Source organism: Methylobacterium sp. WL12 (assembly GCF_008039475.1).
GTDB lineage: Bacteria > Pseudomonadota > Alphaproteobacteria > Rhizobiales > Beijerinckiaceae > Methylobacterium > Methylobacterium cerastii.
Map to the genome: position 1 here is coordinate 18,412 of NZ_VRUW01000047.1, position 18,962 is coordinate 37,373.

At 69.7% G+C, this 18,962-nt stretch carries 16 protein-coding genes and 1 pseudogene; 9 read left to right on the plus strand and 8 right to left on the minus strand.

All coding sequences use genetic code 11. The features are described 5' to 3' along the window. Window positions 1-63 precede the first annotated feature (63 nt). From FV226_RS17140 to FV226_RS17160, 5 genes are all read left to right on the plus strand, one after another. Window positions 64-1,080 (plus strand): NADP-dependent oxidoreductase, encoded by a 1,017-nt coding sequence (locus FV226_RS17140; RefSeq protein ID WP_147753237.1) that lies wholly within the window; start codon window positions 64-66, stop codon window positions 1,078-1,080. A gap of 214 nt (window positions 1,081-1,294) precedes the next feature. Further along, a complete protein-coding gene (ssb, locus tag FV226_RS17145) occupies window positions 1,295-1,843 on the plus strand; it encodes a single-stranded DNA-binding protein (RefSeq protein WP_147763841.1) in 549 nt (182 codons plus the stop codon). Window positions 1,844-2,235: 392 nt separating this feature from the next. Then, window positions 2,236-2,802 carry a TadE family protein gene (locus FV226_RS17150; RefSeq protein ID WP_246685508.1) on the plus strand — a complete coding sequence of 189 codons (567 nt, stop codon included), beginning with the start codon at window positions 2,236-2,238 and terminating at the stop codon, window positions 2,800-2,802. Further along, complete coding sequence (locus tag FV226_RS17155) at window positions 2,796-3,422, plus strand: TadE/TadG family type IV pilus assembly protein (protein ID WP_147763843.1); 627 nt, start codon at window positions 2,796-2,798, stop codon at window positions 3,420-3,422. The genes FV226_RS17150 and FV226_RS17155 overlap by 7 nt, the downstream gene beginning before the upstream one ends. Beyond that, the gene (locus FV226_RS17160; protein ID WP_147763844.1) at window positions 3,413-5,104 is read left to right on the plus strand and encodes a TadE/TadG family type IV pilus assembly protein; all 1,692 of its coding nucleotides are present in this window, start codon (window positions 3,413-3,415) and stop codon (window positions 5,102-5,104) included. The genes FV226_RS17155 and FV226_RS17160 overlap by 10 nt, the downstream gene beginning before the upstream one ends. Here FV226_RS17160 and FV226_RS17165 read toward each other — a convergent pair whose 3' ends face one another. After that, on the minus strand, window positions 5,105-7,777 hold the full coding sequence (locus tag FV226_RS17165; protein ID WP_147763845.1) for a glucosidase: 2,673 nt from the start codon (window positions 7,775-7,777) through the stop codon (window positions 5,105-5,107). A gap of 188 nt (window positions 7,778-7,965) precedes the next feature. On the opposite strand from FV226_RS17165, the gene FV226_RS17170 reads away from it, so the two are divergent. Continuing rightward, entirely contained in the window at window positions 7,966-8,940 is a 975-nt protein-coding gene (locus FV226_RS17170) for a phosphoribosylaminoimidazolesuccinocarboxamide synthase (RefSeq protein WP_187277258.1), read from the plus strand. A gap of 296 nt (window positions 8,941-9,236) precedes the next feature. Here the strand turns inward: FV226_RS17170 and FV226_RS17175 are convergent, their stop codons facing one another. After that, window positions 9,237-10,598 carry a nucleotide sugar dehydrogenase gene (locus tag FV226_RS17175; protein WP_147763847.1) on the minus strand — a complete coding sequence of 454 codons (1,362 nt, stop codon included), beginning with the start codon at window positions 10,596-10,598 and terminating at the stop codon, window positions 9,237-9,239. 214 nt (window positions 10,599-10,812) lie between these two features. On the opposite strand from FV226_RS17175, the gene FV226_RS17180 reads away from it, so the two are divergent. Continuing rightward, the gene (locus FV226_RS17180) at window positions 10,813-11,355 is read left to right on the plus strand and encodes a hypothetical protein (RefSeq protein ID WP_147763848.1); all 543 of its coding nucleotides are present in this window, start codon (window positions 10,813-10,815) and stop codon (window positions 11,353-11,355) included. A gap of 183 nt (window positions 11,356-11,538) precedes the next feature. On the opposite strand, the gene FV226_RS17185 is transcribed toward FV226_RS17180, so the two are convergent. Both FV226_RS17185 and FV226_RS17190 read right to left on the minus strand, forming a co-directional pair. Beyond that, entirely contained in the window at window positions 11,539-12,972 is a 1,434-nt protein-coding gene (locus tag FV226_RS17185) for a HAMP domain-containing sensor histidine kinase (RefSeq protein ID WP_147763849.1), read from the minus strand. 37 nt (window positions 12,973-13,009) lie between these two features. Continuing rightward, window positions 13,010-13,708 (minus strand): response regulator transcription factor, encoded by a 699-nt coding sequence (locus FV226_RS17190; RefSeq protein ID WP_147753479.1) that lies wholly within the window; start codon window positions 13,706-13,708, stop codon window positions 13,010-13,012. Window positions 13,709-13,955: 247 nt separating this feature from the next. On the opposite strand from FV226_RS17190, the pseudogene FV226_RS17195 reads away from it, so the two are divergent. Beyond that, window positions 13,956-15,163 (plus strand): annotated as a pseudogene (locus FV226_RS17195) (oxalate decarboxylase family bicupin). 9 nt (window positions 15,164-15,172) lie between these two features. On the opposite strand, the gene FV226_RS17200 reads toward FV226_RS17195, so the two are convergent. Both FV226_RS17200 and FV226_RS17205 read right to left on the minus strand, forming a co-directional pair. Next, window positions 15,173-16,336, minus strand: coding sequence for a DUF2778 domain-containing protein (locus tag FV226_RS17200; RefSeq protein WP_147763850.1), 1,164 nt, complete (start codon window positions 16,334-16,336; stop codon window positions 15,173-15,175). A gap of 225 nt (window positions 16,337-16,561) precedes the next feature. Further along, window positions 16,562-17,329: a lytic transglycosylase domain-containing protein gene (locus FV226_RS17205; RefSeq protein ID WP_238271984.1), complete on the minus strand. Its 768-nt coding sequence runs from the start codon at window positions 17,327-17,329 to the stop codon at window positions 16,562-16,564. A 177-nt stretch (window positions 17,330-17,506) separates the two neighbouring features. Between FV226_RS17205 and FV226_RS17210 the strand changes: the two genes are divergently transcribed. Continuing rightward, entirely contained in the window at window positions 17,507-17,794 is a 288-nt protein-coding gene (locus FV226_RS17210; protein ID WP_147763851.1) for an MTH1187 family thiamine-binding protein, read from the plus strand. Between the two features lie 20 nt (window positions 17,795-17,814). Here FV226_RS17210 and FV226_RS17215 read toward each other — a convergent pair whose 3' ends face one another. Continuing rightward, window positions 17,815-18,018 (minus strand): hypothetical protein, encoded by a 204-nt coding sequence (locus FV226_RS17215; RefSeq protein WP_147763852.1) that lies wholly within the window; start codon window positions 18,016-18,018, stop codon window positions 17,815-17,817. Window positions 18,019-18,190: 172 nt separating this feature from the next. Next, on the minus strand, window positions 18,191-18,643 hold the full coding sequence (locus FV226_RS17220; RefSeq protein WP_238271959.1) for a hypothetical protein: 453 nt from the start codon (window positions 18,641-18,643) through the stop codon (window positions 18,191-18,193). Between the last annotated feature and the right edge of the window lie 319 nt (window positions 18,644-18,962).

Consider the following 18,962-nt stretch of genomic DNA (forward strand, 5'->3'; position numbering starts at 1 on the left):
GGCCACGGCTGCGACATGAGCGTTCGAACGAGCCTCGATTCCTCCATCCCAAGGAGACACGGCATGGCCGCCAAGAACCGCCGCATCGTCCTCGCCGCGCGCCCGCACGGCGAGCCGACCCTGCAGAACTTCCGCCTGGAGGAGGCCGTCGTCCCGACGCCGCGCGACGGCGAGATCCTGCTGCGCACGCGCTGGCTCTCTCTCGACCCCTACATGCGCGGCCGGATGAGCGCAGCGAAATCCTACGCCGCGCCGGTCGGCATCGGCGAGCCGATGACCGGCGGGACGGTGAGCGAGGTGATGCGCTCCGAGCACCCGGACTTCCCCGTCGGCACCCTGGTCCAGGCCTTCGGCGGCTGGCAGGACTATTCGGTGTCCGACGGCAAGGGCCTGCGCAAGGTCGACCCCGCGGTGGCGCCGCCGACGACGGCGCTCGGCGTCCTCGGTATGCCCGGCATGACCGCCTATACCGGCCTCCTCAACATCGGCGAGCCGAAGCCCAACGAGACCGTCGTCGTCGCTGCCGCCGCCGGGCCGGTGGGCTCCCTCGTCGGGCAGATCGCCCGGATCAAGGGCGCACGCGCGGTCGGCATCGCCGGCGGCCCCGAGAAGTGCGCCTACCTCACCCGCGAGCTCGGCTTCGACGCCGCGGTCGATCACCGCTCCGACGACCTGCCCGGCGCGCTGGCCGCCGCCTGCCCGAACGGCATCGACGTCTACTTCGAGAACGTCGGCGGCGCGGTGTTCGATGCGGTGCTGCCGCTGCTCAACGACTTCTCGCGCATGCCGGTCTGCGGGCTCGTCGCCGGCTACAACGCCACGGAGCTGCCGCCCGGTCCCGACCGCTCGCCGCTCCTGATGCGCGCGGTGCTGACCAAGCGCCTGCGGATGCAGGGCTTCATCGTCTGGGACTTCGCCAGCCAGATCGACGCGTTCGAGCGCGAGGTCGGCGGCTGGATCGCGGACGGATCGGTGAAGTACCGCGAGGACGTCGTCGAGGGGCTGGAGAACGCCCCGGAGGCGTTCATTGGCCTGCTCAAGGGCCGCAACTTCGGCAAGCTCGTCGTCCACGTCGCCTGAGCGCGAAGGCTCGCATCCGGCGCCGTGTCCGCGCGGCGCCGAGTTGCCGCCGGTTGGGAACAAAGATAGAACATGATCGTGCCGGCGGCGCGTGTGCACGATGGGGACAAGCGCCCCTCAAGCGGTTGCCGGGGTCCGTTCCGAGGCCCATGAAGGGCGCACGCGGGCTCGGCGAGACCGGTCCCTGTGAGATCCGACGGCGAAGGAGAGAGCGATGGCGGGCAGCGTCAACAAGGTCATTCTGGTGGGCAACCTCGGGCGCGATCCCGAGACGCGCCGCCTCGGCTCCGGCGACCCGGTGGTCAACCTGCGCCTCGCGACCTCCGAATCGTGGAAGGACAAGGCGTCCGGCGAGCGCAAGGAGAAGACCGAGTGGCACTCGGTCGTGATCTACAACGAGAACCTCGCCCGCGTGGCCGAGCAGTACCTGCGCAAGGGTTCGAAGGTCTACATCGAGGGCCAGCTCCAGACCCGGAAGTGGACCGACAATTCCGGCGTCGAGAAGTACACCACCGAGGTGGTGCTGCAGCGCTTCCGCGGTGAGATGACGATCCTCGACGGCCGCGGCGGCGGCGGCGGCGAGATGGGTGCCGACGACGAGGGCGGCGGCCAGGTCAGCCGCGGCGGCGGTGGCGGCGGCGAATACGGCGGCGGCCGTGCCCAGGGCGGCAGCGAGCGTCGTCAGCCCCCGGCGCCGTCCGGCGGCGGCGGTGGTGGCGGCTCGCGGGGCAACTACGACCTCGACGACGACATCCCGTTCTAGACCCGTAGGCGACCGCCTCGGCAGCGCAACGGGTCTGATCCCCGAATTTCAGCGGCCTCGGATGTCCCATCCGGGGCCATTTTCATGAGCTTTGGCGAGATCGTCACCTGATCCGCCTGGACCCGGAGAAGTCTAATTTCCGCAATCGGCCGGTGTTTCGGCTAGATCCAAATGCTCCTCTGCAAAATCAGTCTTTTTGTCCTAAGCCTATCATCTGAGTCCGCAACCGGGGGGTGTGTCACTGGCAATCTGATGCCAGAAGATGTTATCTAGGGTTGAGCCTGCACATTTGCGTTTGGTTTAGATCTGGCTGGCAAGCGTCTGGATGATGTATTCCAGCCGCCCCCGGTGACATGCCGCGACGCTTCACCCGTCCCATTCGCCCGCCGCGCTTGCGTTCGTTCGCCGCCGCCACAGAGGGCGCCGCGGCGCTCGAGTTCGCCCTGGTGGCGCTTCCGTTCCTCGCGCTGGTCGGCGCGATCGTCCAGATCGCTTTCGTGATCTGGGCCGGGCAGAACTTCGACCGCACCGTTCAGAACGCGGTGCGCAGCCTGTTCACCGGGCAGTTCCAGATCGCCAACGCCGCCACGAGCAGCCCGGCGATCCTGCTGCAGAAGCTCAACGACGCGATGTGCGGCACCGGTGCGAACCGGACGATGACGCTGTTCGACTGTTCCAGCGTGAAGATCGACGTGTCGGTCGCGTCGTCTTTTTCGGCCGGGGCCGGCGCGACGCCGATGAACGCCACCTCGCGGACCTGGAACAGCGGCTTCGGCACGAACTACGCCTGCGCGAAGCCCGGGGCGATCGTCGTCGTCACCGCGGCGGTGAAGATCCCAGTGTTCTTCAGCCTGCTGAACCTCGCCCAGAAGAGTTTCGCGGACGGGACTCACCTCCTGCAATCGACGACGGTGTTCCGCACCGAGCCGTACCAGACCACGGCCTCGACCGGATGTTGAGGACCGGACTTTCGTCCCTCCGCAGCTTCGTACGCGCCCGCGGCGGCGTCTCCGCGATCGAGTTCGCGCTGATCCTGCCCGTGCTGCTGACGATCTGGGCGGGCTTGTCGGAATACGCGCATGCGATCGACAACTGGCGCAAGGTCGTCCTGCTCGCCCGGACGGTGTCCGACCTGACGGCGCAGGGAGACGCTCAGAACCCGATCGACGCGTCGCTGATGGGCGACATCCTCGCCACCTCCACGCTGGTGCTGAAACCGTTCGACGCCGGCCGCGTGAAGATCGTGGTCAGCGCGATGGCCGTCGATCTCACCAATCTCAACCTGGTCCCGCGGGTCTGTTCCAGCACCGCCAACGCCAACGCCTCGGCGCGCGCCACCGGCGCGGCCTCCGACCTGACCGTGCCCGTCGGGTTCCGCACCACCGGGGTCCGCTACGTCCTCACCGAGGTGAGCATGCCGTACACGCCGATGCTCGGTGCCTCGTTGGTCAAGCTCGTGAAGGGCGCCAGCACCGCGATCACGCTGAAGTCCAGCATCCCCTGGCCGGCGCGCGGGGGCCAACCCGCCAAGTCGACCTACACCGAGGTCTGGATGCCCGGAGGCGCCGCATGCCCGTGATCCCGACCCCGGCAGGCCGCAAGGCGTCGCTGCGTGGACAAGCCGGCCGCTTCGCGCGGGCGCGCGACGGCAACGTCGCCCTGCTGTTCGGGCTGATGGCCCTCCCGCTCCTCGGATTCACCGGCGCGGCGATCGATTACGGCTTCGCCACCTACCTCGAGACCAAGCTCCAGGCGGCGACCGACGCCAGCGCGCTCGCCCTCTGCCAGACGCCGATGGCGACGACGAACGCGGTGCTCCAGACGCAGGCGTCCACCATGATGACCGGCTATATGGGCGCGACCGGCCTCACGGTCGATCCGCTGACGGTGACGGCGAACCCGCGCCAGATCACCTTGACGACCCACATCGTCTCACCGGTCTTCTTCGGCCGCATCACGGGCGTGACGGCACCGCGCCCTGGCAGATCGGCGCGCTGCGCCACGCCGATCCCGAAGACCTTCGAGATCGCGCTGGTGCTCGACAACACCGGCTCGATGCTCGAATCGAGCGGCGGCCAGAGCAAGCTCCAGGCGGTGCAGACGGCGGCGACCAACTTCGTCAACTACGTCTACACCAACGCCGCCTTCGCCACCGGCACCAAGATCGCGATCGTGCCGTTCGCGGCGTCGGTCGCCTTGAACCCCACGACCTACCGCTACGCGACCTGGATCGACCAGAACGCCAAATCCTCCTACCACTGGGACAACGTGCTCTCGCCGTCCGGGTCCGGCTTCACCAACCGTTTCGATATCTTCACCAAGTTGCAGGCCGCCTATTCCGGTTGGGGGTGGGGCGGGTGCCTGGAGACGTTACCGTATCCGCTGAACGTGCAGGATGGTACGCCGTCGAGTTCGAACGCTGACTCATACTACGTCCCTATGTTCGCGCCCGACGAGCCGGGTAATGGCGGCACCGGCTATCGCGACTACAATAGTAGCCGGAGCTATAACAGCTACATCGACGACTCGACGTACAGCGCGTCCTGTCAGAGCCAGTCCAATGCGTCGTTCTTCGACGCGGAAGGTCGGGCGTGCAAGTACGTCAACCCGAAGAACGCTTCGCCGACGAATTCCAATTCCTCGACGAAGGTGCCGAACGGGCCGAACTTCGGCTGTACCACGCAGCCGCTCCAACGCCTGACCAGCGACACGTCCGTGCTGAAGACGACGATCAACGGCATGGCCGCCCTCGGATCGACGAACATCCACGAGGGCATGATGTGGGGGTGGCGTACGCTGTCTCCGATCAGCGTCTTCGCGGACGGGGCCGCGTACTCGTCGAACACCGTCAACAAGATCATCATCCTGATGACGGACGGGGCCAACAGTTGGGCGACGAACGGGTCCTCCTCCAACGGCTCGCTCTATTTCGCCGCAGGCTACCTCAAGAACGTCGACGGCACCGGCCCGACATCGAGGCTCGTCCCCGGCACGCCGACCGTGAACGATGCCGACAGCGCCCGCGACGCCGTCGACGCGTTGACCGCGCTGGCGTGCAAGAACGCGAAAGCCACGGGAATTTCGATCTACACGATCGGCTTCAGCATCCCGTCGGATCCCATCGACACGCAGGGCCTGAAGTTGTTGAGCGACTGCGCGACGACGGCATCCCAATCGTTCGTCGCCAACGATTCGTCGAGCCTGATCGGGGCCTTCAACCAGATCGCGGCGAGCATCGGCACCTTGCGGCTGACGCAATAGTCACGGCGCTTCGGCGGACGACAGCGCGTGGAGCGGCCCGAGCGCGCTTTGCTGGATGAGCAGCGCGACGAGGCCCGACCAGCCGGTCTGGTGCGAGGCGCCCAGCCCCCGGCCGGTGTCGCCGTGGTAGTATTCGTAGCAGAGCACGTGGTCGCGGAAGTGCGGGTCCTCCTGCTCCAGCCGGCTCGTCGCCTGGAACGGGCGCGTCCCGTCCGATCCGCGGGTCGAAAGCGCGATCATGCGGTCGGCCAGCATGTCGGCGATCTCCTGCAGCGACAGGAAGGTGCCTGAGCCGGTCGGGGCCTCAACCCGGAAGTCCGGCCCGTAATAGCGGTGGAACCGGCGCAGGCCGTCGATCAGCAGGTAGTTGATCGGCAGCCAGATCGGGCCGCGCCAGTTCGAGTTCCCGCCGAACAGCCGGGTACGCGACTCGCCCGGTTCGTAGGGCAGGGTGAGGTCGGCGCCGTCCCAGGCGAAGTGGAACGGTTGGCCCTCGTAGACCTTGGACACGCCGCGGATGCCGTGCGGCGACAGGAACTCGTCCGCGTCGAGCATCCGCCGCAGCAGCGCCTTGAGGCGATGCCCGCGCAGCAGCGACAGGAGCGCCGTGCCGCCTTCGCCCGGCTCCTGCCAGCGCGAGACCAGGGCGGCGAGGTCGGGCCGGTTCTCCAGGAAGAAGCGCAGGCGCTTCTGCAGGCCGGGGAGCTGAACGAGGTCGTCCTCACGCAAAACCGCCACCGCGCAGATCGGGATCAACCCGACGAGGGTGCGGGCGCGGATCGGGATGCGCTCGCCGCCGGGCGTCTCGATCACGTCGTAGAAGAACTGGTCGGCCTCGTCCCAGAGCCCGCCCTTGCGCGCGGCGGCGTCGGCGATCAGCAGGAAGTGCTCGAAGAATTTTTGGGCCATGTCCTCGTAGGCGGGGTCGCGCAGGGCGAGCTCCACCGCGATCCGCATCAGCTCGAGGGCGTTCATCGCCATCCAGGCGGTGGCGTCCGACTGCGTCAGCGCCCCGCCCGCGATCGGCTTCGAGCGATCGAACAGGCCGATGTTGTCGAGGCCGAGGAAGCCGCCCTGGAACAGGTTGCGCCCGGACGCGTCCTTGCGGTTCACCCACCAGGTGAAGTTCATCGACAGCCTGTTGAACACCCTGAGCAGGAAGTCGTGGTCCGCCCGTCCGGTCAGCGCCCGGTCGAGGGAGAACACCCGCCAGGCGGCGAAGGCGTGGAGCGGCGGGTTGGCGTCGGAGAAGTTCCACTCGTAGGCCGGCAGCTCTGCGTTGGGGTGCCCGTAGGCCTCGTCGAGGAGGAGCAGGATCTGGCCCTTGGCGAAGTCCGGGTCGATCGTCGCGAAGACGAGGCTCTGGAGCGCGAGATCCCAGGAGGCGAACCAGGGGTATTCCCAGGCGTCGGGCATCGAGACGATGTCGTGCGCCCGCACGTGCCGCCAGTCGGCGTTGCGCCCGGCCTTGCGCGCTTCGGGCGGGGCCGGCTGGGCCGGATCGCCGTCGAGCCATTCGCGCACGTCGTAATGGTAGAGCTGCTTCGACCACAGCATGCCGGCCAAGGCCTGGCGCTGCACCGCGCGCCGGTCGGCATCCGCGACGTCGGCTTGCAGCGCGGCGTAGAAGTCGTCGGCTTCAGTGATGCGGGCGGCGAACACCGCGTCGAAGTCGGCGAAGGCGTCGCCCGGCGCGTCGGCGGCGCGGAAACGCAAGCGCAGGCTCAGCGCGCCGCCCGGCGGGACGACGAGGCGGTGACGGCCGGCGCATTTCGTGCCGGACCGGTCGGGGTTGACCGCATCCGCTTCGCCTTCGACCACGTGGCGGCCGATCGCATCCTTCGGGTAGCCGGCCGTCAGAGCGCCGAACAGGCGGTGGGCGTTGGTCTCGTTCTCGCAGAACAGCCATTCCGGCGCGCCGTCGGCGTGGAGCCGCATCGGCGGCATCGCGTGGTGGATGGCGAGCACGGTGCCGTCGGCGGCGAGCCGCAGGTCGGGACGCGGACCGTTCGCCCACGACCAGGTGTTGCGGGCGTAGAGCTGCGGCAGCAGCGTCAGCGTCGCCGCGTCAGGCCCGCGGTTCATCGCGGTGACGCGCATCAGCACGTCGTGCGGGCCGGCCTTGGCGTATTCGATGGTGACGTCGCAGTAGCGGCCCTCGTCGAACAGCCCGGTGTCGACGAGTTCGAACTCGCGGTCGTCGAGGCCGCGGCGGGCGTTCTCCTCGGTCAGGCGCGAATACGGGAACTCCCCGTGCGGATACTTGTACAGCATCCGCATGTACGCGTGCGTCGGCACGCCGTCGAGGTAATAGTACAGTTCCTTGACGTCCTCGCCGTGGTTGCCCTGGGCGTTGGTCAGGCCGAACAGGCGTTCCTTGAGGATCGGGTCGCGGCCGTTCCACAGGGCGAGCGACAGGCACCAGTTGAGGTCCTTGTCGGCAAAGCCCCCGATGCCGTCCTCGCCCCAGCGGTAGGCGCGCGAGCGGGCGTGGTCGTGGGGCAGGTAGTCCCAGGCCTCGCCGTCGGCGCTGTAATCCTCGCGTACCGTGCCCCACTGCCGGTCGCTGAGATACGGCCCCCACAGGCGCCAGGCCGGGTCGGCGCGGGTCTCGGCGAGGCGGCGCCCCTCCACGGTGTCGAAGATGCGCGGCGGTCGGTGGGTGTGGGGCACGTCCGGGATCGCCTCCGTTCGGGCGCGTCGGGGACGGGGCGCCGACGCCGCGCGCGAGGCCGACCGGTCCCATGGGCGGCGCGATCGTGCAAGGGCGGGTTGAATAAGGCAGATGCCGGGGGCTGGTCACGCCGCGCGCGCTGGTCCACACCGCCATCCTGATCGGCCGCCTGATGGAGCATCCCGGTTTGGACAAGGCTTCCCTCGCCCCGCACGCCCACCAGGTCCTCCAGGACGCGACGCTGCCGGAATGGCCGAACCATTATCGCGGCAAGGTGCGCGACAACTACGACCTCCCGGACGGGCGCCGCATCCTGATCAGCAGCGACCGGATCAGCGCCTTCGACCGGGCGCTCGCCGCGATCCCCTTCAAGGGGCAGGTGCTGACGCAGACCGCGCGCTACTGGTTCGAGGCCACCGCCGACCTCTGCCCCAATCACGTCCTCGCCTACCCGGACCCGAACGTGCTCGTGGGGCGTCGCCTCGACATCCTGCCGGTGGAGATCGTGGTGCGCGGCTACCTCGCCGGCAGCACCGCGACCTCGATCCTGACCCAGTACAAGGCCGGCGCGCGCGCGATGTACGGCCACACCCTGCCGGACGGGATGCGCCCGAACGAGCGGCTGCCGCAGGCGATCATCACGCCCACCACCAAGGCCGCCGACGGCGCCCACGACGCGCCGCTGACCGCCGACGCGATCCTCGACCAGGGGTTGCTGACGGCCGAGCAGTGGCGCACCGTGTCTGAGACGGCGCTCGCGCTGTTCGCCCGCGGCCAGCAGCTTTCAGCGCAGCGCGGGTTGATCCTGGCCGACACCAAGTACGAGTTCGGCACCGATTCCGACGGCCGCATCGTGCTTGCCGACGAGATCCACACGCCCGACAGCAGCCGCTACTGGTTCGCCAAGACCTATCCCGAGCGCTTCGCCGCCGGCGCCGCCCCGGAGAGCTTCGACAAGGACTTCGTCCGCAACTGGGTGGTCGCGCGCTGCGACCCCTACACCGATCCGATCCCCGAGATCCCGGCCGAGATCGTGCTGGAGACGGCGGCCGTCTACATCAACGCCTTCGAGACCATCACCGGGCGGACGTTCACTCTTCCCGATCCCGCCGAGGTGCCACTCGAGCGCATCCGCCGGAACCTGAAGGCGTATCTTTCTTAACCGCTCGGGTCGAGACCAAGATCAGATGGTTTCCGCCGCCCGCGAAGGTAATCGGATACTAGGCTCTGGAAAAACCGGCGTTCAAATCCTCCCCGTCATCCCGGGGCGCCGGAGGCGCGCGGGATCCAGAACCGCAGGTCGTGTTCCAGTCTGCTTCGTCGGCGGCTCTGGATCCCGGGCTCTGCTGCGCAGCCCCGGGGTGACGGCGTGGAACGAATACAGGGGCGATCCCTTCGCAGGCGTCGCGGGAGGACAACAGCGTTGCTCGCGACGGGCGAGCGCAAAGTAAGCTTCCATCACGCCGGAACGACGTTTGGCCCCGTCAGGCCCCGGCTGCGAAGTGCGTTGCGGCAATCGACGACGATCACGCCGCTGTCGCAGATCGCCGCGTAATCGATCGCGTCGTGATCGGTGACGATGAGGACGGCGTGGAACGCCGACAACGTCTCGGCCGTGAGTGCCGTGGAGGTCGCGCCCTTCAAGGCCTTGTAGGCGCGGGTGGTCGGAACCGCCGGCACGAAGGGGTCGTGGTAGTCGACCTGCGCGCCGCGGGCCTGCAGCATCGTCCAGAGCTTGAGCGCGGGGCTCTCGCGGATGTCGGAGATGTTCTTCTTGTAGGCCAAGCCCACGATCAGGATGCGGCTGCCGGACAGGCCGCGGCCGGCATGCGCGTCGAGGGCGCGGACGAGCTTGTCGAGCACGAAGCCCGGCATCTGCTGGTTGATCTCGCCGGCGAGCTCGATGAACCGGGTCGCAATGCCGAACTCGCGCGCCTTCCACGTCAGGTAGAACGGATCGATCGGGATGCAGTGGCCGCCGAGGCCGGGTCCGGGATAGAACGGCGTGAAGCCGAAGGGTTTTGTCTTGGCCGCCTCGATCACCTCCCAGACGTCGATGCCCATCGCGTCGAAGATCACCTTCAGCTCGTTGACCAGTGCGATGTTGACGGCGCGGAAGATGTTCTCCGTCAGCTTCGTCGCCTCCGCCGTCGCGGTGGACGACACCATCACCGTCCGGGCGACGAAGCGCGCGTAGAGCGCCTCGGCGAGCCGCGCCGCGTCCGGCCCGTCGCCGCCGACGATCTTGGGGATCGTCGCGGTGCTGAAGGAGGCGTTGCCGGGGTCCTCGCGCTCCGGCGAGAAGGCGAGGTAGAAATCCGTTCCGCTGCGATGGCCGGTGAGCGCTTCGAGCAGGGGGCGCACGACCTGATCGGTGGTACCCGGCCAGGTCGTGGATTCGAGCACGACGAGCTGCCCCGGCCGCAGCCGCCTGGCGATCTCCTGGGTGGTCGTGCGGATGAACGACAGGTCCGGTTCGCGCTGCAGGGTCAGCGGGGTCGGTACGCAGATCAGGATGGCGTCCACCGCCGCCAAGCCGTCGAAGTCGGCGGTGGCGCGGAAGCGGCCGGACCTCACAGCCGCCGCCACCGCGTCGGCCGGGATGTGCTCGAGGTAGGTCTCGCCGCGCATCAACGTCGTCGGCTTGTCGGCATCGATGTCGAACCCGACCACGTCGAACCCGGCCCCCGCGGCCGCGAGGCAGAGCGGCAGGCCGACATACCCTAAGCCGATCACCCCAAGGGTCGCGGCGCCGCCCGCGAAACGCGCGACCGCCTCCTCGACCGAGAGGCGGGGGCCGGCGGGTCGGGCTTCGCTCATCGAAGGGTGTCCATTGCCTGTCCCCGTGGACGGACCGGGCACAGAAGCCCGGATGCCGGATACGATGCGTGTCTTACCCGCTCCACGTCCTCAGGCCAGTGCGGGGGCATCGGTGCGGAAGGTTTTCCAGGCCGATCGTGTCCGGTGCAGATGAAGGTCTTGACCGGTCAAGACGGCTATGGGTTATGGCCGTCGTTCGAGAGTAGAGGCGGTCATGGCGGAAGATCACACCATCACGAAGGCACTTGCGGAGATCAGCCAGCGCCGCGATCTCCTTCAGGCCGAATACGAGCGGATCGGCACCGAGCTGGCGAAGCTGCAGATGGCCGAGGGCGCGCTGCGCTCGATCGTCGAGAACACGCCCCTGGACGCCGTCTCCGTCGCCGACGGCCCGGCCCGCAGAAACGCCGACCGCGCCGCCTCGAGCGGACAGCCCTCGACCCGCGGCCCGCGCGGGCCCCGGGCGAACTCCGCCAAGGGCCGCCTGCGGGCGCTGCTCGAAAGCGCCGGCCCGCAGGGGCTTTCCACCGCGCAGGTGGCCCAGCGCCTGCCCGACGTCGCGCCGGCCACGCTGAACGCCTACCTCAGCACCATGGCCTCCAGCGGCGAGGCCATCCGCCGGGGCGACTTCATCAGCATCGCCAAGGCCGCGCCCTCCGAGGCCGATCCCGAATCCGATTCCGAGGACGGTGACGAGGACGCCGCACCGGCCGACGACGCGGACGTCGAGGCCGACGAGGCGCCGGAGGCGCACTGAACGGCTGGCGCTGCCGCACGGCGCCCTGCGGGCCAGGCTCTGCAGGCGGTCGTCGAACGCTGAAAAGGTTCGTCAGAACGCGTTCGCGATCGATCGCTACGAAAGGAACGCCGGTTTCGTCGTCTGCGCCGAGGGTAATATCGGCGTCGCGATGAAGCCCTGGTCGCCGCCGGATCAGATCGTTCAGGCGGAAGTCTCCGCCGCCGGCAGGGCGATCGCGACGCGTAGGCCCGGTGCGTTGTCGGCCAGGGTCAGGCGGCCCTGGTGTAGCCGGACGACCGCGGCGACGAGGCTCAGGCCCAGTCCGAAGCCGGGCGCCGAGCGGGCGTCCTCCAGGCGCACGAAGCGGTCGAGGACGCGTCCGCGCTCGGCCTCCGGGATGCCGGGTCCGCAGTCGGCCACCGTCACCACGATCTCGGAGCCGGCCCGCTCGGCCGTCACCGCGATCGTGCCGTCGCCGCCGGAGGCGGTTCCCGCGCCGTACTTGATGGCGTTGTCGACGAGGTTGGCGAGCGCCTGACCCGCGAGCTCGCGGTTGCCGTCGATGATCAGGCCGTCCGGCGCCGAGACGGTGAGGTGCAGGCCGCGCTCCTCGGCCAGCGCCTCGTAGAGTTCGCCGATCGCCCGCACCACCGGCCCGAGGTCGACGGGCGCCATCATCTCGCGGGTGTTGCCGGCCTCCAGGCGCGCGATCATCAGCAAGGCGTTGAAGACCCGGATCAGACCGTCGCTGTCCTCGATCACGCCGTCGAGGGCGGCGCGCAGGGTGTCCGGCGAGCGCTCGCCGCGGAGCGCCTCGTCGGCGCGGTTGCGCAGCCGGGTCAGCGGCGTCTTGAGGTCGTGGGCGATGTTGTCGGAGACCTCGCGCAGGCCGCGCATCAGCTCGCCGATCCGCTCCAGCATCAGGTTGAGGTTCTGGGCGAGGCGATCGAGCTCGTCGCCGTTGCCCGCTACCGGGAGGCGCCGGCCGAGATCGCCCGCCATGATGGTGCCTGCGGTCTCGGTCATGGCATCGACCCGCTTCAGCACGCGGCTGGCGACCACCCACCCGCCGATCACCCCGAGCAGGACCACGACGGCGAGCGAGGTGCCGAGGGTGCTGGCGATGACCCCGCGCAGGCGGTCGCGCTCCTCCACGTCGCGCCCGACGAGCAGGCGAAAGCCCCCCGGCAGGGTGAAGATCCGCACGATCGCCCGGTGGGTCTCGCGCCCCTGCGTCTCGCGGCTGCGGCCGTAGGTGGTCTCGGCCTGTCCCGGCGTCGCCAGCACGCTCGCGGGCAGGTCGCCGACGTTGCCGACCACGTGGTCGCCGTTGGCCGTGGTCACGAGGTAGAGCGAAGCGCCCGGCTCGGCCGCGCGCCGCTCGACAGCCCCGATCAGCCGGCGTAGCCCGCCGCCGTTGTACTGCTCGGCGAGCCCGTTGATCTCGGCGTCGATCGTCGAGACGATCTGGTCGTCGAGCACCCGTCGCGCGCTCCAGGCGATGGTGCCGAGCGCGACTCCGGCGCAGGCCGCGAACACGACGAGGTAGGCGATCGACAGCTTGAACGCCGTCGTCCGGAACAGTTTCTGGATGCGCGTGAGGGGGCCGTCCGGCGCCGGGGCGTGCGGCGTCACGGGGATGGGATTCGCGACGGCCAAGGGACGGCCGTCGTCACGACGCCCGCGCCTCGTCGGCGCGCAGGATGTAGCCGGCGCCGCGGATCGTGTGGATCATCGGCGTGGCGGAGCCCTTGTCGAGCTTGGCCCTGAGGCGCGAGACGTGGACGTCGATGACGTTGGTCTGCGGATCGAAGTGGTAGTCCCAGACGTGCTCCAGCAGCATCGTCCGGGTCACCACCTGGCCGGCATGGCGCATCAGGTATTCGAGCAGCCGGAACTCGCGCGGCTGCAGCGCCACGTCCTGGCCGGCCCGGGTCACGCGGTGGGACAGCCTGTCGAGCTCGAGGTCGCCGACGCGGTAGGCGGTGGCCTCGGCGCTCGCGCCCGAGGCGCCGCCGCGGCGGGCGAGCACCTCGATGCGGGCGAGCAGCTCGGAGAACGCGTAGGGCTTGGGCAGGTAGTCGTCGCCGCCGGCGCGCAGGCCCTTCACCCGGTCGTCGACCTGCCCGAGCGCGGACAGGATCAGCACCGGCGTCGTCACCGCCTGCTCGCGCAGCGACCGGATCAGCGAGAGCCCGTCGAGCTTCGGCAGCATGCGATCGACGATCAGCACGTCGTAGGCGCCGTCGCAGGCGAGGCCGTAGCCGTCGAGGCCGTCGGTCGCGTGGTCGGCGACGTGGCCGGCCTCCCGGAACGCCTTGACGAGGTAGGAGACCGCCTCGCGATCGTCCTCGATGATCAGGAGCCGCATGGGTTCGGTCCATAGCGCGGACCGGGACGGGGCGGAATGGGTCTGGACGGTCACGATCCGGCTGTCCTCCTCCGATCGGTCGCCCGCATCCTGGAACCGCCCGGATGACCGGAGCATCGCGAAAAGATGACGGTTCGGACAGGTTCGCCGGTTCCGCGCGGCAGCCATGCGGGCGGGCGGGGATCGGATCGTGGGCCTTCGGCTTGTCCTGCCCCGCCGAGCGCATCGGATTTCACGGACAGCCCGCATGAACGACATCTCACGCCGCACCCTGATCGCCGCCGGCACCGCGCTCGCCGTCGGAGGCGCCCGCGCCGCCGAGGGGCCGACGCCGGAGCGGGCCGGCAAGGGCGCCGACGTGCTCGGGCCGCGCAACCCGGCGCGCGAGGCGGAAGACCCCAACACGGTCGCGCCGCCCACGACGGATCACGGCACCATGCCGAACCTGAAATGGTCCTTCGCCGACAGCCACATGCGGTTGGAGGAGGGCGGCTGGGCGCGCCAGACCACCGTGCGCGAACTGCCGATCTCCAAGGCGATGGCCGGCGTGAACAAGCGCCTCAAGGCCAACGCGGTACGCGAGATGCATTGGCACAAGGAGGCCGAGTGGTCCTACATGATCAAGGGCCGCGCCCGGATCACCGCGATCGACGCGGAGGGCCGCACCTTCGCCGACGACGTCGGCGAGGGCGACCTCTGGTACTTCCCCTCGGGCATCCGCACTCGATCCAGGCGCTCGAATCGGACGTCGACGGCTGCGAATTCCTGCTGGTGTTCGACGACGGCGGCTTCTCGGAGGATTCGACCTTCCTGATCACCGACTGGCTCGCGCGCACCCCGAAGGACGTGCTCGCCAAGAACTTCGGCCTGCCCGAGAGCGCCTTCGCGAACATCCCGGAGCGCGAACTCTACATCTTCCCCGGCCCGAAGCCGGGCCCGCTGGCCGGCGACCGCATGGGCGGGGCCGGCCCGAGCCCGAAAGCGTTCAGCCACCGGATGCTGGCGCAGGAGCCGATCCGCACGAAGGGCGGCACGGTGCGGATCACCGACACGTCGAACTTCCCCGCCTCGGAGACGATCGCGGCGGCCCTCGTCGAGCTGGAGCCCGGCGCGATGCGCGAGCTGCACTGGCACCCGAACGGCGACGCGTGGCAGTACTACCTTTCGGGCAAGGGGCGGATGACGGTGTTCGGCTCGGAATCGAAGGCCCGCACCTTCGACTATCAGGCCGGCGACGTCGGCTACGTGCCGTTCGCCATGGGCCACTACATCGAGAACACCGGCGACACGCCGCTGACCTTCCTCGAGATGCTCAAGAGCCCGCGCTACGCCGACCTGTCGCTGCCCCAGTGGATGGCGCTGACGCCGCACGCCCTCGTCCAGGCGCATACCCGGATCGACCCGAAGCTGATCGACGGCCTGTCGGCGAAGAAGGGGCCGGTCGTGCCGCTGTAAGAAGGCGGCTTACGCGTCGGTGCCGAGGCGGGCCGAACGGGCCGGGCCGGGCGGGGTGGCGCTCGGCGGCGCCTGCTGCGCGACGCTCGGCGGTGCGTCCTGGCCGCGGCCCGGCACGACGACGAGGCGCTGGATCTCGCCCCGCAGGTAGGCCTGCAGGAACGCCTGGTAGTCCTTGAACGAGACGCAGCCGTTCGAGGCGCCGGTCGGCCCGAGCATGTAGGTGTGGGCGAGGAGGCCGACCCGGCCGTAGACCGCACCGCTGCCGCCGACGGGGGTGAGGCGGATCGCGCGGACGCCGTGGAACAGGTCCTCCCGCTCGGTGAGGTCGTAGGTGCCGGGCGGCGTCGCGCCCCGCATGCGCACGTGGGCGTTGCGCGGGTCGTCCATGATCTCGCCGAGGCCGGAATGCGCTTCCAGCTTCGTGCCGTTGGGCAGCGTCACGATGCGCGCGCTGATGTCGTAGACGGCGACCGCCGCCGGGTCGGGGTTCGCCGGGGGCACGATCCGCTGCCGCGGCAGGGTCGCGGGAGACGGCGTCTCGAGGGCGGCGTAGGCCATAGTCGGCGTCGACGTGCGCTCGATCCCGAAGAACTTTTCCAGGAAGTTGCGGTCGTCGGGGGCGGGCGCCGGGATCGCCGCGGTCCGGGTGCGGCGCGACGCCTGCCTGTCGGCGCGGCGCGTCGTCTCGGTGCCGGCCGGGCGCCGGAATTCGGGCGGGCGCGGCACCGGCAGCGGCACCGTCTGCGCCGGAAGGCCGGGCGTCGCTGGGGACGGGTCCTGCGGGGCCGGCTCCTGCTGCGCGAACGGGGTGGGGGACGCCTGCTCGGGCGATGTTTGCTCGGACGGGGCCTGCGGCCGCCCGGCGGACCAGTCGGGGAAGGCTTCGAGCAGCGCTTCGCGCCAGCGCTGCCGGGCCTCCGCGCCGAGCGTCGGAGCCGGCTCCTCCGCCGCTTCGCTCGTTGCCGGATCCGTCGAGGCGACCAGCGCCTCGGTGATTGTCGGCCCGCGCGGCAGGCCGCCGAGGACGACGCTCCCGGAGACCAGGGCGGCGATCGCCGCGACCGATGCCGCCCTCAGGGCGAGGCGCCGAAGGCCGGCGTTCGAACGATGGCGTTGCGCCGGGAACAGCTGTTGAGCGGAAGGGGCTTCTGCGAGGGGGTCTCGGACCATGAGGACGACGCCCGTTTCGATACGGATGCCGTCGATCCCGAGCCGCTGTCGCCGGACGCGTCCGTGCGTGCGGTCGGACCGGCACCCTCCCGGCCCGATCGGCCGAGAGGGCAAAAGGCCCAGCCCGCCCGGCTTTTCCGGGGCGGGATTATGGTTGACCGAGGATGAATCGTGGCGGTTCTCGGCCCTGATTCATCGCTTCGGCGGTGCGATCAGGCGCTGGTCCTATTCGCCGTCGATCTGCCGGCCCATCTGCGCGATCGCGCGCTGGTACACCGTGGCGGCGTTCCAGCCCTGGAGCGCAGCGAAGTTCGGCTCGCCGGGCTGGTAGCCGGCCCCGGCCTGCCAGCCGTGGCCCTTCAGGAAATTCGCGGTGGAGCTGAGCGCCGCGCCGACGTTGTTGAGGTCGCCGGTCCCGTAGGTCAGCACGTTCTTCGGCAGGAACTGGGTGTGCCCGACCTCGCCATGCGCCGCGCCGCGGGTGCTGGACGAGAGCATGCCGCGATCGACGAGGGTGAGCGCCGCATAGAGCTGGTCGGTGAAGTAGGCCGAGCGGCGGCAATCGTAGGCCAGCGTCGCCACCGCCGACAGCGTGTTGACGTTGCCGCGCACGGCGCCGAACCCGGTCTCCATGCCCCAGATCGCCAGGAGCGGCCCTGGGGGGACGCCGTAGCGCTGCTCGATCTGCGCGAACAGGGCCGCGTTCTGGCGCTTCAGCGCCCGCCCACGGGAGACGATCGTGGTCGCGCCGCGTTTGGCCAGGAACTGGTCGAGCGAGAGCTTGAAGCTTTTCTGGCCGCGATCGGCCGAGATGGTGGCCGTGGAATAGTTGGTCTCGCGGAGCGCCGCGAGGCTCGCGGCGCTGGCGCGGCCCTGGGCCTCCTGGGCGAACTGAGACTTCCAGGCCTCGAAGCCGGCGGCCGAGTTGCCGCATTGGGCCGCCTCGGCGCCTCCGGCGAGACAGGCGAGCGCCACCGCGGCGACGGCCGCCAGTGTGCTGCGGCGCTTGGTGTCGGTCACGGAGATCTCCATCGCAAAGGCGGGGTCGGGCTGGGAAACGCGGCACGGTTCGGCCAGAACGGCACCGGGCCGGCTTTCCGGATTGTGGCTCGCTATGTAGCGGGCGATGCCGCCGGACATAACCCCAGGTTCGCCACCGAGGACAAGTTCATGAAGGTTGTTGCAGATCTGTGCATCGTGCCGATGGGCGTCGGCCCCTCGGTGTCGTCCTACGTCCGCGAGATCAAGGCGATCCTGGAGACGAGCGGGCTGAACGCCGAGATGCACGCCAACGGCACCAACATCGAGGGCGAGCTCGCCGACATCTGCCGCCTGATCGAGCTGTGCGAGGCGCGCCTGACCGAGCTCGGCGTGCAGCGCGTGTTCTTCACGATGGCGTTCTCGTCGCGCCGGGACAAGGCGCAGACGATGGCCGACAAGCTGACCGCGGTGTCGTAGCCCGGTCCGGACTTCCTCGCTCAGAGGTAGTGGCGAAATACCGTCTGGCCCACCGTGGTCTCGTGCTCCGCCGACATCAGGTCGGCCAGGCAGCGATAGGCCAGGAGCAGCCCGCCGGCGAAGGCGGCGAGCGCCAGGAGGAGGGGGCTCGCCAGGGGCGTCGCGGCGAAGGCGAGGGCCACGAGGACGACGGGAAGGTGCAGGAGCCGGGTCGCGGTCGTCATGTGTGCTGCCTCGCCGTCGTCAGGTCACCGATCGCACCGACGGTTAAGCACCGCGGATTGCACGAATGTTTCCTGCGCCCGACACTGCCGCGGCGTGGTGCTCCAGCGCACCTTGGCGCTCCGCGATCGGCACTTTCCTGCCGATCGCGGAACGCCGACGGCGTTGCGATCCCTACTCGTCGTCGTCCGGCTCGCCGCGATAGCGCCGGCGCGGCGCGTCGTATTCCTCCGATCGACGCGTCGGACGGTCGTAGTCGCGGTCGCGCCCGCGGTAGCCCGAGCGGTCGTCCGCGCCGTAGCCGCCGTATCCCCCGGAATTGCCGCGGCGGTTGTCGACGAGTTTGGGCGCATACCAGCAGCTCTTGCGTTGGCCGGGCGCGGGATCGCCGAAGGTCTGGGTGTTGCAGGCGATGACGCCGCCCTGCGGGAACGGGCGGCCGTTGGTCTTGCCCGGCACGCCATAATACACGTTCGTCGGATGCGGCATCCGGCAGACGCCGCCCTCCTGCGCACAGGGGATCGTGTTCACGGTATCGAGCTGCGCCTGCGCCGGGGAGACGCCGGCCGCGAGGAGCCACACGGCTCCCACTACGATGCCCGCCGGAGCGGTGTTTGCCTTGCGCACGCTATGTCCTCCCTCTTCGGTCGACGGACCTGCCGGTGCCGAGTCGGCGGCCTGCCTACCACACCGCGCTGCCGACGCGCACTGGCCGACGAGAGGCGTGCGCCGACGGAAGCGGATGGCGGATCCGACGCGATCGATGGAAGCTGGGTTGGAAGTCGAGTGCCGAGCGAACGCGAGACGATCAGCGGTTCGTGGCGGAGGGAGCGGGATGAGCCGACGCTCATCATTTTCCCTACGCCGTCAGCGCTCTCGATCCCAGGGCTGACGGGTAACACCGTGGGTCTGCCCGTCAAGCGGCGCTGGCCCTGCCACGCGGGCG